This is a genomic window from Myxococcus sp. AM009, from assembly GCF_013372605.1.
Lineage (GTDB): Bacteria > Myxococcota > Myxococcia > Myxococcales > Myxococcaceae > Myxococcus > Myxococcus vastator.
Map to the genome: position 1 here is coordinate 1 of NZ_JABXEP010000189.1, position 14,177 is coordinate 14,177.

Consider the following 14,177-nt stretch of genomic DNA (forward strand, 5'->3'; position numbering starts at 1 on the left):
CACCCTACCCGATGCGGACGGAAAGGTGCTCACCCGCCATGCGCGAAATGGCGAAGCTTGGCCTCCGCCCCAAGCCGGTAGGCGTAGCGCAAGTCTCCGAGGAGCCGGTCCAACCGCCTGGCGGCGACGTGTCCCATCAGCCGCGCGCAGAAGCGGCGTGACAGCCGGTTCGCCTCCTCGTAGCGCCACCGCTCCTGGGCGGAGAGCTGCTTGCGGTAGGACACCCTATCGAAGAGGCGCTGGAGCAGCTCCTGAGACCAGGCCCCCACGCCTTCACCCCACCGGTGCAGCAGGCACACCGCGAACTTGTCCACCTCCGCCTGCGCCTCCAGCTCCAGCAGCGACACCGTCCGGCCGTGGGCCGCCGTGTGGGCCACGTAGAGGAAGTGGCTCACGCCTTCGGCCAGCTGGCAGTAGCCGGCCAGCTCACTGTCCAGCACGTAGCCCAGCGGACCGGACTCGTAGGGCTTGAGCCTGTCGAGCAGCGCCGGTGACAGGTAGAGGGCCAGTTCCAGCGCGTCGCCGGCCTCGTGCACCAACAGCTCCTCGTCGGCGCGGCCGGTGCCTCCCAGCCGGGCGGCGGCCTCCGTGTCCACCACGAAGACCTCCGCCCTCGCCTCGCACGTGAAGCCGTAGATGGCCTCCAGGTGGTCCTGAACGCGGCCAATCATCCACACCTCCGGCTAGTTGGCGAGCTGTCCCTTGGGCCGCGGCATCATCCCCGCGTCGAGCAGCACGCGCTCCAGCCGGTCACTCCCGGTGCGAACCCAGGCCTCATAGACTTTCAGCGCGCCGCTGGGGCCGGCCCGCACCATGCCCCGCGCGGAGATCTCCTCCAGCACCTCCACCACGTCGCGGAACTTCTCGCACAGCTCCCGGTACACCTGCGCGAAAGCCGCCGCCGGCGTCAGCTCCGCCACGTGGCCGTACGCCGTGCCCCCCATCTGGATGTAGTAGTCCGGCCCCACCACGCCGCTCTGCAGCGCGCCGGAGAAGAAGCCGGCGGTGTACAGCGACACGTCGCCCAGCCGGCGCAGGGTGCGGATGCGCTCGGCGCGCTCCTGCTGCAAGGCCTGGTGGTAGAGGATGGCCAGGGGCTCGTGGTCCTTGCGCCCGTCTTCCTCGCGGGTGAACAGCTTGTCGGTGACGGCGAACTCGGACAGCAGGTTCACCAGGTAGAACTCCGTCACCTCCGCCAGCTCTACCCGCTGCCGCCCCGTGACCTCGCCCAGAAGAGACTTGAAGAACTCCTTCAGAGACAGGGACGCCACCAGTCCACTCATTGACACCTCCCGTCATTCCCCGGGCGGACGTCGCCCGGAGGAGACCTGGGAAGGGTACCAATCAGGCGCGGGCGCTGCAAAACCACCCCCAGTGATTCCGGGCACTTGCGTTAGCACTCGGGGAGCGCGAGTGCCAATCCGAGCCCCCATGGCCTCCCGCCGAGCATGGCGCCGCCCGTGGCGGGTGTCATGGGAAAAACCCAGGAATGCCGCGCAGTTGGCACGTGCGGGGAAGGTCGACCGGCGTCGCTTGACGGGTCGACTTCGCTGGTTATTATCCGCCGCGCCTGGGCGTTAGCACTCATGAGGTGCGAGTGCTAACCCCATGGGTCGCGAGGCCCTTTTTCAACCCCCAAGCAGCTTTCGGTCGCCACCGGAAACGGCGCCGGAAGCGACATGTAAGGAGCAGGCCATGAAGATTCGTCCCCTGCAGGATCGGCTCATCGTCAAGCGCGTCGCCGAGGAGAACAAGACCAAGGGCGGCCTCTTCATCCCCGACACGGCGAAGGAGAAGCCCCTGGAGGGCAAGGTCGTCGCCGTGGGTAACGGCAAGGTGCAGGAGGACGGCAAGGTCCGTCCGCTGGACATCAAGGCCGGCGACACCATCCTGTTCAGCAAGTACGCGGGCACCGAGATCAAGCTCGACGGCGAGGAGCACCTCATCCTCCGTGAAGAGGATGTGCTCGGCGTCATCGAGAAGTAATCCGGCTCCCCCCACTTTTTCCTTCAAGGAACCATCCAAATGGCGAAGGACATTCTTTTCGACGTGCGCGCGCGTGAGGCCATCCTCCGCGGCGTCAACATCCTGGCCGATGCGGTCAAGGTCACCCTGGGCCCCAAGGGCCGCAACGTCGTCATCGAGAAGAGCTTCGGCTCCCCGACCATCACCAAGGACGGTGTGACGGTCGCCAAGGAGATCGAGCTCGAGAACAAGTTCGAGAACATGGGCGCGCAGATGGTCAAGGAGGTCGCCTCCAAGACGTCTGACGTCGCCGGTGACGGCACCACCACGGCCACCGTGCTGGCGCAGGCCATCTTCCGCGAGGGCGCGAAGCTGGTCGCCGCGGGCCACAACCCGATGGAGATCAAGCGCGGCATCGACAAGGCCGTGGCCACCGTCGTCGCCGAGCTGAAGAAGCAGGCCAAGCCGACCAAGGACAAGAAGGAGATTGCCCAGGTCGGTACCATCTCCGCGAACGGTGACGAGACCATCGGCACCATCATCGCGGACGCGATGGAGAAGGTGGGCAAGGAAGGCGTCATCACCGTCGAAGAGGCCAAGGGCCTGGAGACGACGCTGGACGTGGTCGAAGGCATGCAGTTCGACCGCGGCTACCTGTCCCCGTACTTCGTGACGGACCCGGAGCGCATGGAGGCGGCGCTCAACGACGCGCTCATCCTCATCAACGAGAAGAAGATCTCCTCGATGAAGGACCTCCTGCCCATCCTGGAGCAGGTCGCCCGCGCCGGTAAGCCCCTGCTCATCATCGCCGAGGACATCGAGGGCGAGGCCCTGGCCACGCTGGTGGTCAACAAGATCCGCGGCGTGCTGAACGTGTGCGCGGTGAAGGCGCCGGGCTTCGGTGACCGCCGCAAGGCCATGCTCGAGGACATCGCCACCCTGACGGGCGGCAAGATGATCGCCGAGGACTTGGGCATCAAGTTGGACACCATCACCCTCCAGGACCTGGGCCGCGCGAAGCGCCTCACGGTGGACAAGGACAACACCACCATCGTCGACGGCGCCGGCAGCCAGCAGGAGATCGAGGCGCGCGTGAAGCAGATCCGCGCCCAGATTGAAGAGACCTCCAGCGACTACGACCGCGAGAAGCTCCAGGAGCGCCTGGCGAAGCTCGTGGGCGGAGTGGCCGTCATCAACGTTGGCGCGGCCACCGAGACGGAGATGAAGGAGAAGAAGGCCCGCGTCGAGGACGCGCTCAACGCGACCCGCGCGGCCGTGGAAGAGGGCGTCGTCCCTGGCGGCGGCGTGGCCTACATCCGCTGCCTCAAGGCGCTGGAAGGCCTGGAGCTGTCCGGCGGGGAGAAGTTCGGCGTGGACATCATCCGCCGCTCGCTCGAGGAGCCCCTCCGCCAGATCGTCGGCAACGGCGGCCTGGAGGGCAGCGTGGTGGTGAACAAGGTCAAGGAGTCCTCCGGTCCGGTCGGCTTCAACGCCGCCACGGGCACCTACGAGGACCTGCTGGCCGCCGGCGTCATCGACCCGGCCAAGGTCAGCCGCACCGCGCTGCAGAACGCGGCGTCCGTGTCCTCGCTGATGCTCACCACCGAGGCCATGGTGGCGGAGCGTCCGAAGGAGGAGAAGGACCTCCCCGCCGGCGGTGGCATGGGCGGGATGGGTGGCATGGGCGGCATGGGCGGCATGGGCATGTAGTCCGCCCCTCACCCCGGCCTCCGTCCGGGGTGACGTCCTGAACGCGGCCTCCGGCTCCCTCCTGGGGAACCGGGGGCCGTCGTCTTTGCGGGCCGGGTGGCGGCGCGCCTCCCCGGCCCTTAATTTGCTGGATACGAAGGAGGAGACACCCGTGAAGCCCGTGAAGATTTTTACGACCACCTACTGTGGCTACTGCGTCCGCGCCAAGGACCTGCTCAAGCGCAAGGGCGTGGAGTTCGAAGAGGTGGACGTCACCGGAGACGACGACCTGCGCGCCAAACTCGTGGAGATGAGCGGCGGCCAGCGCACCGTGCCGCAAATCTTCATTGGCGACACGCACGTCGGCGGCTACTCGGACTTGTCCCGCCTGGACACCGAGGGCCGCCTGGAGCCGATGCTCCAGGCCTGAGCACCCCAGGCAGGCGGCCAGCCGCCCCCGCCAAGGCTCCTGGCCCACCGTGCATAGCTTTCTCCCCGTGGCACTTCACTCATCCACGGGAGGCGGCATGGCAGGCGAAGAGCGGCAGACAGGGACCCGGGACGAGCAGTACAACCTCATCAGCGTCCTGTATCACCTGCTCAAGGGTGCCTCGACCAGTGAGGCGTACATCCGGGATGCCGAGGAGAGCGGAGACCCGGAGCTCGCCCAGTTCTTCCGCGACTGGCAGGAGGAGCAGCGGAACCTCGCCGAGCGGGCCAAGAATCTGCTCGGCGCCCGCATGGCGAGCGTCTCCAGGGCGGGCACCGGCCGCAAGCGCTCGGCCCAAGGGGGCAAGCGCGGCGCGGCCTCGGAGGAGAAGCAACCCACCAACGCGAGCGTTGCCTCCGGCGGCAATGACACGACGCGTGACGCCGTGGACGAGGAGCTGATGGAGACCTTCCCCGCCAGCGACCCGCCGGCCCGCTACTGAAGCCCCATCCGGATTCCTGCGTCTTTCCGCGAGGGAGTGACGCAGGATTCTGGATTCTGGCCGAACGTTCGTCTTTTATGGGGGGTCGTGAAACACACCGCCCCCCTCCACTGCCCGCGCCTGGCGCAGGCCGGTGACGCGGCCCGCTTCTTCGGCCCCGCCGCGCCGCGCCGCTCGGCGGAGCAACGCCTCCAGTCCGGTGAACGTGAACTGATTGACACCGAGGGCTACGCGGTGGGCCAGCTCGCCACCGCGGTGGTGAGCTACGTGGGCCGTGTGGAAGCCCTACCCAGACATCCCCGACGGCGGCCCCGCCCTGTCCAAACCCTTGTCCGCGCACGGCTGGCGCTCGTGCCAGTCGAAGCGCGCGTTCAACAACCCTCAGGCAGGATTGTTCCACTCGTACTGCCTTGAGTTTTCCCGATGTGAAGAGGCTCGCGTCGGGCTTGCCCGCCCATGCGACTCGCACCTAAAGAGGACCCGATATGGATAGGCCCGAGGTCACCCAGACCACTCAGACGGAGCAAGAAGGCCGCACCACCCGCATCCCCATCCCCGAATGGACGGTGGAGGTGGTTGCCGGACCTGACAAGGGCAAGAAGGTGAAGACGCAGGACGGGCTGGTCCGCGTGGGCTCCGACGGCGCCTGTGATTTGGTGCTCACGGACGCCACGGTGAGCCGCCGCCACCTGGAGGTGGAGCGCACCTCGCGCGGGCTGATGCTGCGCGACACCGGCAGCCGCAACGGCACCTTCCTGGACGGCCGGCAGGTGGTGCAGGCCTACCTGACCAGCGGCGACAAGGTGGAGCTGGGCAAGACGAAGCTCTCCGTGAAGGTCGCCCCGCGCCCCACCGAGGTGGAGGTAGCGGGGGCGGAGTCCTTCGGCGCGCTGGTGGGCGCCTCGGAGAAGATGCGCTGGGTCTTCACGGAGCTGCGCCGCATCGCCCGCGAGGACATGAGCCTGCTCGTGGAGGGAGAGACGGGCACCGGCAAGGAGCTGGCGGCGCGCGCGGTGCACCAGCACTCGGCGCGGCGCCACGGCCCCTTCAAGGTCGTGGACTGCAACCTCATCTCCGAGGAGAAGGCCGAGCGCGAGCTCTTCGGCGGCCTGCGCGCGGGTGACGGCGAGGACCGCGAGGCGCGGGGCGTCTTCGAGGCGGCCCGGGGCGGCACCCTCTTCATGGACGAGGTGGGCGAGCTGCCGCTGCCCGTGCAGGGCAAGCTGCTGCGCGTGCTGGAGACGCGCGAGGTGCCGTCGCTGGACGGGCAGCCGGTGGCGGTGGACGTGCGCGTCATCGCCTCCACCCACCGGAACCTGGAAGAGGACGTGCGCCAGGGCCGCTTCCGCGCGGACCTGTACTTCCGGCTCGCGGTGGCGCGCGTGCGCCTGCCGCCCCTGCGCACCCGCCGGGATGATTTGCCCGCGCTGGCCCAGGCCCTGGCCCAGACGCTGCGCGCCAGCATCACCCTCACGCCCCAGACGCTGGCCCTCTTCGAGGGCTATGAGTGGCCGGGCAACGTGCGCGAGCTGCGCAACGTGCTGGAGCGCGGCGCCCTCATGGAGGAGACGGGCAACAGCAGCTGGCTGGACTTCCTCGCCCAGCCCTCGCGGCGCGCGGAGGGCCAGGCCCCCACCACCCAGGTGGCCACGCTGGTGGGCACCCTGCCCTACCACGAGGCCAAGGACAGGGTGCTGGCCGACTTCGAGCGCCTGTACTTCGCCGAGGTCATGAAGACCGTGGGCTTCGACATGAAGGCCGCGGAGCAGCGCACCGGGCTCTCCATGCAGAGCCTCTATCGCCTACTGAAAAAGAACGGGCTTCGGCTCAAGGACCTCAAGAACGCCGAGGGCCTGGAGAAGTAAAGAAGTCCGCACGCAGATCCACCCCCAGGGAGAACAACCGCATGTTGCGTCGCGTCGCCGTAGCCTCCGTCGTCTTCACCGCCGCTTGCGCCGGCCAGCAGAAGCCCGCGGCCCAGGCCGCACAGCCCACGCCGACCGAGGAGCGAGTCCGCATCACCAACCAGCCCCCGTTCGACCTGGTGAACTGCTTCCCGCGCGAGCTCCAGCTCCCGGAGCAGGCGAGCCAGGGCGTCGTGCTGGGCGCGCTGCTCACCACGCGTCCCCAGGTGATGGAGTGCCTGGTGGACCCGAAGCACCGGGGCGCGGAGAAGACCACCACGGTGGAGGTCAAGACGACCGTCACGGAGCAGGGCGCCTCCCACGCCGTCACCGGGACGAACCTCACCCCGGAAGGCCAGGCCTGCATCCAGAAGGTGGTGGACAGCCAGGTGAAGCTGGCCGCGCTGCCCAAGGGCGCGCAGCCGGTGGAGGCGGCCATCCCCTTCGAGCACACCACCAGCGGCCTCAACTCCGTCACCTTCAACATCAACGAGGGCTCGGACTTCACCGGCGCGGTGCGCCTGGCGCAGCAGGGCTGGTGTGAGTGCTACGCCAACTTCAAGGAGCAGGTCCCGCCGCCGCTGACGGCGAAGATCAAGCTGCTGAAGGCCAACCCCACCCCGGCCGAGGTGACGTTCGCGCCCTCCGGCAACACCGAGGCGGACCAGCTGGCCGCCTGCCTCCAGCCGAAGATTGCCGCGCTGCCGGCGAAGCTGAACTCCGACGAGCTGGGCTTCTCCTACCGCTTCGTCCACTTCGACTCGGCCGCGCCGGACGCCGCGTCGGCCGCCCTGCCGCCCGAGCTGCGCTTCCTCCAGCTGGACCTCAACCGCACCCAGCGCGCGGCGGACTCGGCCATCGCCGACGGCGCCCGCACCCCGGCGGCCCTGGCCTACGCCGAAGTCGTGGACCGCTACCAGAAGACGAAGAACTGGCGCCTGTTCGACGAGATGTCCAGCAAGTGCGAGGCGTTGGTGAAGGCGGACGCGGGCGTCATCGAGTCCATCAAGGCCCGTCAGGCCACGGACCAGGCCGCGCTGGCGCTGGCCACGGAGATGGCGGCGAAGGACGCGGAGAACTGGGGTGACGTCGTCACCGCCACCCAGAAGAACGTCGACGAGTCCATGAAGGAGCTGGCCGACGCGGAGAAGATGGCCGCGCAGGACAAGGGCGCCTGCCCGAAGAAGAACTTCAAGTAGCCCCCCGCCCCACGGCGGAAAAACACGAAGGCGCGGGAGCCCGGAAGCCGGGGCCCGCGCCTTCTGTGTTTCCAAGGGGCAACGGCCCGGGACGGGCCTACGCCGCCGTCACCTTGTCGTCGTTGGCCGCGCCCGCCTCGCGCATGCGCACGCTGACGAGCTTGGAGATGCCCGGCTCCTCCATGGTGACGCCATAGAGGGTGTTGGAGACCTCCATGGTCCGCTTGTTGTGGGTGATGAGGATGAACTGCGACTGCTTGCTCATCTCCTTCACCATGTCGTTGTAGCGGCCCACGTTGCCCTCATCCAACGGCGCGTCGACCTCGTCGAGGAGGCAGAAGGGCGTCGGCTTGATGAGGAAGATGCCGAAGATGAGGCCCACGGCGGTGAGGGCCTTCTCGCCACCGGACAGCAGGTTGACGCTCTGCAGCTTCTTGCCCGGCGGCTGGGCGACGATTTCCACGCCCGGCTCCCCGCCCGGCCCCTCGTTGGTGAGGATGAGGCTGGCCCGGCCGCCGCCGAACAGGCGCGGGAAGATGGCCTGGAACTTCTCGTTCACCACGTCGAAGGTCTGCTTGAAGCGCTCGCGGCTGGTGGCGTCGATGCGCTGGATGGCCTCCTTCAGCTGCTCGATGGAGGACTGCAAATCCTGCTTCTGCGCGGTGAGGAAGTCGTAGCGCTTGGACAGCTCCGCGTGCTCGTCGATGGCGGTGAGGTTGATCTCCCCCATCTTCTCCACCTGCGCGCGCAGGTCCTTCAGCTCCGCCTCCGTCTCCGGGGCCAGCGCGGCCAGCAGGTGGTACTTGTGCAGCTCGTTGGCCAGCTCCACCTGGTGCCGCTCGCGGATGCCCGCCGCCAGGTGCTCCAGCTCCAGGGCGATTTCGCGCTCCCGCAGCGAGATTTGCGACAGGCCCTGCATCAGCTCGTCCACGCGGCCGCGCAGCTCGCGGAACGTCGCGTCCTGCTCCCGCACCTCCGCGGAGGCCGCGGTGTGCGCCGCGCGGCGCGCCTCCAGCCCCTCCGCGGCGAGCCGGTGCTCCTCGGCGCGCTGGGACAGGCCGCCCTCGGTGTCCGCCGTGCGCCGCGCCAGCTCCTCCACGCGCGCCCCACCCTCCACCACCGTGGCCTGGAGCCGGGTGATGCGCGTCTCCATGTCCTGGCGCTGGGCGACGAGGCTGTCCAGCTCCTTGCGGGCCGACTCGCCCCGCTCGCTGCCGGCGGCCACCTTGATGCGCAGGCCCGTCAGCTCGCCGTTGGCCGTCTCCGCGCGCAGGCGCAGCGACTCCTGTTCGGCCACCAGCTGCTTCACCCGCTCCTCGCGGCCCTCGCGGTCCGCCTGGCCGTGCGCCACCTCGCCGCGGCTCATCTCCTCTTCGTGCTCCAGGGCCTGGTGGCTCTGGGCGAGCTGCCCCTCCTCCACCTCCAGGGCGCGCACCCGCTCGCGCACGCGGGCCAGGTCCTCGCCCGCCTTGTGCAGGTCCTTCTCCTGGCTGGCGAGGTTCAGCTCCTCGGCGTGCTGATTCTTGGCCAGCCCCTTGAGGACGCCCTCCGCGTGCCCCATCTGCTTCTGGAGCGTGTAGTGCCGGGTGAGAATCTCGTTGTAGCGCTCCTCCACGCGGGCCACCTCGGTGGCCAGCTCGGCGATTTCGCGCTTCTTCTGGAGCGCGCCCACCGCCGCGCCCTCGCTCTCACCGCCGACGATGGTGCCGTCCGGGCGGAACACCTCGCCCTCCACCGTCACCAGCGTGCACGCCGGGCCGCCCGACTGGGTCCACGCGCGCGCCGTGGCCACGTCCTGGACGATGACGACGTCCCCCAGCAGCAGCTGGACGAGCGGCGTCAGCGCCTCCTCGCACGTCACCTCGCGCAGGGCATGCGCGAGCACGCCGGGCTGGCTGAAGTCCGGCTCCAGCGGGGCCGGCAGCGCGTCCAGCGCGGGCACCGGGAGGAAGCTGCCCCGGCCCTCGGCGTGGCCCTTGAGGTAGTCCACCAGCTCCACGCCCTTGTCGCGGCTCTCCACGATGACGTGCTGGAGCCGCTCACCCAGGGCGGCCTCCACCGCGCGCTCGTAGCGCGGGGTGACGGTGAGGACGTCCGCCACCAGGCCGAAGATGCCCTGCTCGCGGGCCTGCACCCCGGCGCGCGTCATGACGGCGCGCACGCCGCGGTCGAAGCCGTCGTAGTTCTTCTGGATGTCTTGCAGCGTGGAGAGGCGGCTGCGCTTGTCGCTCAGCTCCTCCCGCAGCGCGATGACCTCGATTTCGTTCTCCGTGAAGGCCGCGCGGGTGCGGGTGAGCGCGTCCTCCTCCTGGCCCTTGCGCTCGGCCAGCTCCGCGGCGAGGTGCCGGGTGTCCTCCACCCGCTTCGCCACGTCGCCCCGGACGTCCTCCAGCGCCTGCTCCTGGGCGCGCAGGGCGTCCAGCTCGCCCTGGAGCTTCGCGCGGCGGGCGCCCAGGTCCCCTCGCTGGCGGGCGAGGTTGACCAGGTTGCTCTCGTGGTTGGCCAGGCGCGTGGCCACGGCCACCAGGCCGGCGCGCTCCTGCTCCAGGCGCAGCGCGACCTCCGTCTGGAGCTGGGACACGCGGCGCAGCTCCTCCTGCGCCACCTGCATCGCGACCTCGTCCTCCTTCCACGAGCCGGCGATGCCCGACAGCTCCGCCTCGCGGACGGCCATGGCCTCGGACATCTCCGCCTTGCGCGCCAGGAGCCCGTCCAGCTCCGCCTGGGCGGCGGCCACGCGGGCCCGCGTCTCCTCCAGGTCGCGCTTGCCGTAGGTCATCTCCTGCGTGTCGCGCTGCAGGGAGCTCTCCAGCGTGTGCACCTCCGCGGCCAGCGCCTGGAGCGCGGCGGTCTCCGCCTCCAGCTCCGCGCGGCGGCGCGTAATCGTCTCCTCCAGCGCCTTCACCCGGTCCAGGCTCTCCCGCTCCTCGGAGCCCAGGTTCTCCAGCCGCGACTGGAGCATCTTCTTCTCCGCCATCAGCTCCAGCTGGCGGTGGGTGGCCGCGTGCAGGTCGATGTCCCGCATGCGCGCCTTGAGCTTCTTGTACTTCTCCGCCTTCTTCGACTGGCGCGACAGCGCGTCCAGCCGCTTCTCCAGCTCGTTGGTGATGTCGGTGACGCGCAGCAGGTTGGCGTCGGTCGCCTCCATCTTGCGCTCGGCGGCCTTGCGGCGGGCCTTGTACTTGGTGACGCCCGCGGCCTCCTCCAGCAGGTGGCGCCGGTCCTCCGGCTTGCTGGACACGATGAGGCCCACGCGGCCCTGCTCGATGATGGAGTACGCCTTGGTGCCCACGCCGGTGCCGAGGAACAGCTCGGTGATGTCCAGCAGGCGGCACAGCGTCTTGTTGATGAGGTACTCGGAGTCGCCGTTGCGGAACAGGCGCCGCGTCACGGTGACTTCGGAGAAGCCCTGGTACTGCGGCGCGAGCTGGTCCGTGTCATCCACGAGGAACGTGAGCGACACCTCCGCCATGGACAGCGGCGGCTTGTTCTCCGAGCCGTTGAAGATGACGTCCTCCATGCCGCGGCCACGGAGGTTCTTCGCGCTCTGCTCACCCATCACCCAGCGGATGGCGTCCACGACGTTGGACTTGCCGCAGCCGTTGGGCCCGACGATGCCCGTCACGCCTTCGTCGAACGTGAAGACGCTCCGTTCCATGAAGGACTTGAAGCCGGTGATGTCCAACCGCTTGATTCGCATGCCAGCGGGCTCCTAGAGCGGGCTCGGTACGGGGAGAAAATCGCGCGCGAGGCCGAAAAATCGGCCTCGGAGCGCCCAGCAGAAAGGAGTACCAGCCACCTCCCAGGCGATCAAGCGTGGCCATGCCACGCATCGCCATACGTTCGGTTGCCTGGTCTGCGACAGAGCAGACGTGCCCTGTAGCTGTAGCGCACGCACTGCGAGGCGGCGGCGTGAGCACCGCGCTTCTACGCTCCCATGACGTCCTCCCGCGGGTGAGGCTGCTTCAGCCTTGTTGCGTCCTGTTGCGCCACGCGAGCGCGTGACCTTCCGCGGGACGTAGCACTCCGGTCTGACATGCCCTCGGCGGACTCGCGTACCGGGCATCACGCACGCATCATGACCGGGGGCATGGAGAGGCAGAACCGCCGCGTCGTGAAGCGCAGGTCGCCCGCAGCGAAGGAGCCCCTGACCGGAACCGCGGCTACAGACTCAAGACTCGTTCGACGCGCCCGGAGGCACCTCGCCGGAGCCGTCCGCCGCGGCGCGCCCGGGCGCCGTCCGCGACTGCGGCTCCACGGTGACGCGCACCACGCGCGGCCCTTCCACCACGTCCACGACGATGCGCCACATGTCGAGCCGCAGCGTGTCCCCCTGCACGGGAACCCGGCCCAGCCGCGTCATGAGGTAGCCGGCGATGGTCGTCACCTCGCCCTCTTCGTCCTCGTCCAGGTCGAAGGTGACGTCCAGCTGCTCCTCCAAATCGTCGAGCTGCGCGGTGCCCGGCAGCTCGAAGCGGCCTCCAGGCAGCGCGCGGACCTCGTCCATGCGGCGGCCCAGCTCGGCGACGTCGCCCACCACCTCCGCCACCACGTCGGCGATCGTCACCAGCCCGGACGTGCCGCCGTGCTCGTCCACCACCAGCGCCGTCTGCCGGCGCCGCCGCCGGAACTCCGCCAGGAGCTGCTCCAGCGTGGCGCCCTCGGGGATGAACAACACCGGCCGCTGCACCTGCGCCAGGCTGTGCAGCTCGCCCCGGGACAGCAGGAAGAACAGGTCCTTGGCGTTCACCACGCCTTCAATCTCATCGAGGTTGCCCCGGCACACCGGCAGCCACGTGTGGCCCGCCGCGCGCGCATCCGCGATGCACTTCTCCAGCGGCTCCTCCACATCCAGGAACTTCACCTGGTTGCGCGGCACCATCACCTGCCGCGCCGTCTTCTGCGCCATCTCCAGCGCGCGCTCCAGCAGCTCCGCGCGCGCCGTGGTAATCGCGCCCGCCTGCGCCGAGCTGTGCAGGATGACGAGCAGCTCGTCCTCGCTGTGCGCCTCGTGCGCCTCCCCCACCGACTGGAGGCCGAAGACGCGCAGCACCCACGCCGCCAGCCCATTGAGCAGGACGATGGCCGGGTAGAACAGGACGTAGAACACCCGCATGGGCAGCGCCACCGCGAGCGTCGTGTCCTCGGGCCGCTGGATGGCCAGGCTCTTGGGCGCCAGCTCACCGAGCACGATGTGCAGGAAGGTGATGATGCTGAAGCCAATCACCACCGCTGCGGAGTGGGCCAACGTGGTGGAGGCGCCCTCCGGCACCAACGGCACCAGCACCGGCTCCAACAAGCGCGCGAAGGCCGGCTCACCCAGCCAGCCCAGGCCCAGGGAGGCCAGGGTGATGCCGAACTGCGTGGCGGAGAGGTACGCGTCCAGCTTCTCCACCATCTTCATGGCCGCGGCCGCGCCCGGCGCGCCTTCGTCCACCAGGGACTGGAGCCGCGTGGCGCGGATCTTCACGATGGCGAACTCGGTCGCCACGAAGAAGCCATTGGCGAATACGAGGAGGATCGCCAGCCCCAGGAACAACCATTCGTTGCCCATGGCTCAGAACAAGGCTTCGAAGTCCGGGTCACCCTTGAGGGCGTCGAACATGGGGTCGGTGGACAGCCACCCCATCACCTTCGGCCGGTCCGCGGTGAGCGACTTCTGCAGGTACTGCACGGCGTCCTTGGGACGCCCCCACAGCGCGAACAGGGCGGACAGGTTGTAGTTGAGCAGCAAGTCTTCCGGGTTGAGCGCCCGCGCCCGCTCATAGGCGCGCTCCGCCTCCGCGTAGAAGCCCTTCTGCGCGTAGCAGATGCCCAGGTCCAGCTGCGCCTCGAAGTTGTCCGGCTCCAGGCGCACCACGTCCTTCAGCTGGGTGATGGCGGAGCGGTAGTCGCCCTCGTCCATCATCAGCGCGGCCAGCTCGTGACGGGGGAAGGCGTCCTGGGAGTCCAGCTCGATGGCCGTCTGGAGCTCGCGCATCGCCTCCTCCACGCGGCCCTGGTCCGCGTAGGTGAGGCCCAGGTTGAGGTGGGCGTCCGGATACTCCGGGTCCAGCTCGATGGCTTCCTTGTACTCCTCCACCGCCATCTCCCCCGCGTGGGTGGAGAGGAAGCAGGCCAGGTTGTAGTGCGCCGTGGCGCTCTCCGGCTCCAGCTTCAGGGCGGTGAGGTACTCCGACAGCGCCTCGCGGAAGAGCTTCTTCTCCGCGTAGACGGTCGCCAGGTTGTCGTGGGCGTGCGCGGAGCTCGGGTCGAGGTCAATGGCCTTCTTGAACTCCTTGATGGCCTCGTCGAGCCAACCCCGGTCCGCCAGCTCGATTCCACGAGTGTTGTGCTCGTCGGAGAGAGCGATGTTGTCCTTTTCGCGGGCCATGAGCGCGCGGGCAATCTACGCGCCGCGCTCCAAGAGGTGCAAGGTAGAGTTTCCCCCCGCCCATGCGCCACGTCGCCCTGCTGCTGCTCCTGTTGTCCGCCTGTCACCCCCGCGC

Annotated in this window: 11 protein-coding genes; 6 read left to right on the forward strand and 5 right to left on the reverse strand. The window is 69.0% G+C overall.

The window, feature by feature from the left end:
- Positions 1–29 precede the first annotated feature (29 nt).
- A complete protein-coding gene (locus tag HV824_RS31385; protein ID WP_176421257.1) occupies positions 30–671 on the reverse strand; it encodes a hypothetical protein in 642 nt (213 codons plus the stop codon).
- Between the two features lie 12 nt (positions 672–683).
- Positions 684–1,283: a hypothetical protein gene (locus tag HV824_RS31390; protein WP_176421258.1), complete on the reverse strand. Its 600-nt coding sequence runs from the start codon at positions 1,281–1,283 to the stop codon at positions 684–686.
- A gap of 412 nt (positions 1,284–1,695) precedes the next feature.
- Here HV824_RS31390 and groES point away from each other — a divergent pair, with 412 nt between their 5' ends.
- The 6 genes from groES (at position 1,696) to HV824_RS31420 (ending at position 7,689) form a co-directional block, all read left to right on the forward strand.
- Positions 1,696–1,986, forward strand: coding sequence for a co-chaperone GroES (gene groES, locus HV824_RS31395; RefSeq protein ID WP_013941457.1), 291 nt, complete (start codon positions 1,696–1,698; stop codon positions 1,984–1,986).
- A gap of 39 nt (positions 1,987–2,025) precedes the next feature.
- A complete protein-coding gene (gene groL, locus HV824_RS31400; protein ID WP_176421259.1) occupies positions 2,026–3,675 on the forward strand; it encodes a chaperonin GroEL in 1,650 nt (549 codons plus the stop codon).
- 151 nt (positions 3,676–3,826) lie between these two features.
- On the forward strand, positions 3,827–4,084 hold the full coding sequence (gene grxC, locus HV824_RS31405; RefSeq protein ID WP_176421260.1) for a glutaredoxin 3: 258 nt from the start codon (positions 3,827–3,829) through the stop codon (positions 4,082–4,084).
- 97 nt (positions 4,085–4,181) lie between these two features.
- Positions 4,182–4,586 (forward strand): hypothetical protein, encoded by a 405-nt coding sequence (locus tag HV824_RS31410; protein WP_176424893.1) that lies wholly within the window; start codon positions 4,182–4,184, stop codon positions 4,584–4,586.
- 485 nt (positions 4,587–5,071) lie between these two features.
- Positions 5,072–6,451, forward strand: coding sequence for a sigma 54-interacting transcriptional regulator (locus HV824_RS31415; protein WP_163783453.1), 1,380 nt, complete (start codon positions 5,072–5,074; stop codon positions 6,449–6,451).
- A gap of 41 nt (positions 6,452–6,492) precedes the next feature.
- Complete coding sequence (locus HV824_RS31420; protein WP_176421262.1) at positions 6,493–7,689, forward strand: hypothetical protein; 1,197 nt, start codon at positions 6,493–6,495, stop codon at positions 7,687–7,689.
- 97 nt (positions 7,690–7,786) lie between these two features.
- On the opposite strand, the gene smc is transcribed toward HV824_RS31420, so the two are convergent.
- The 3 genes from smc to HV824_RS31435 all read right to left on the reverse strand — a co-directional run bounded on the left by smc (position 7,787) and on the right by HV824_RS31435 (position 14,062).
- Positions 7,787–11,389 (reverse strand): chromosome segregation protein SMC, encoded by a 3,603-nt coding sequence (gene smc / locus HV824_RS31425; protein ID WP_176424894.1) that lies wholly within the window; start codon positions 11,387–11,389, stop codon positions 7,787–7,789.
- A gap of 471 nt (positions 11,390–11,860) precedes the next feature.
- Positions 11,861–13,243 (reverse strand): hemolysin family protein, encoded by a 1,383-nt coding sequence (locus tag HV824_RS31430; protein WP_176424895.1) that lies wholly within the window; start codon positions 13,241–13,243, stop codon positions 11,861–11,863.
- A 3-nt stretch (positions 13,244–13,246) separates the two neighbouring features.
- Positions 13,247–14,062, reverse strand: coding sequence for a lipopolysaccharide assembly protein LapB (locus HV824_RS31435; protein ID WP_176421265.1), 816 nt, complete (start codon positions 14,060–14,062; stop codon positions 13,247–13,249).
- Positions 14,063–14,177: the final 115 nt, after the last annotated feature.

What these genes read in the sequence shown, in the direction of transcription:
- HV824_RS31385 (WP_176421257.1), bottom strand. Translation starts at nt 671, where the DNA reads ATGATTGGCCGCGTTCAGGACCACCTGGAGGCCATCTACGGCTTCACG.
- HV824_RS31390 (WP_176421258.1), bottom strand. Translation starts at nt 1,283, where the DNA reads ATGAGTGGACTGGTGGCGTCCCTGTCTCTGAAGGAGTTCTTCAAGTCT.
- groES (WP_013941457.1), top strand. Translation starts at nt 1,696, where the DNA reads ATGAAGATTCGTCCCCTGCAGGATCGGCTCATCGTCAAGCGCGTCGCC.
- groL (WP_176421259.1), top strand. Translation starts at nt 2,026, where the DNA reads ATGGCGAAGGACATTCTTTTCGACGTGCGCGCGCGTGAGGCCATCCTC.
- HV824_RS31410 (WP_176424893.1), top strand. Translation starts at nt 4,182, where the DNA reads ATGGCAGGCGAAGAGCGGCAGACAGGGACCCGGGACGAGCAGTACAAC.
- HV824_RS31415 (WP_163783453.1), top strand. Translation starts at nt 5,072, where the DNA reads ATGGATAGGCCCGAGGTCACCCAGACCACTCAGACGGAGCAAGAAGGC.
- HV824_RS31420 (WP_176421262.1), top strand. Translation starts at nt 6,493, where the DNA reads ATGTTGCGTCGCGTCGCCGTAGCCTCCGTCGTCTTCACCGCCGCTTGC.
- smc (WP_176424894.1), bottom strand. Translation starts at nt 11,389, where the DNA reads ATGCGAATCAAGCGGTTGGACATCACCGGCTTCAAGTCCTTCATGGAA.
- HV824_RS31430 (WP_176424895.1), bottom strand. Translation starts at nt 13,243, where the DNA reads ATGGGCAACGAATGGTTGTTCCTGGGGCTGGCGATCCTCCTCGTATTC.
- HV824_RS31435 (WP_176421265.1), bottom strand. Translation starts at nt 14,062, where the DNA reads ATGGCCCGCGAAAAGGACAACATCGCTCTCTCCGACGAGCACAACACT.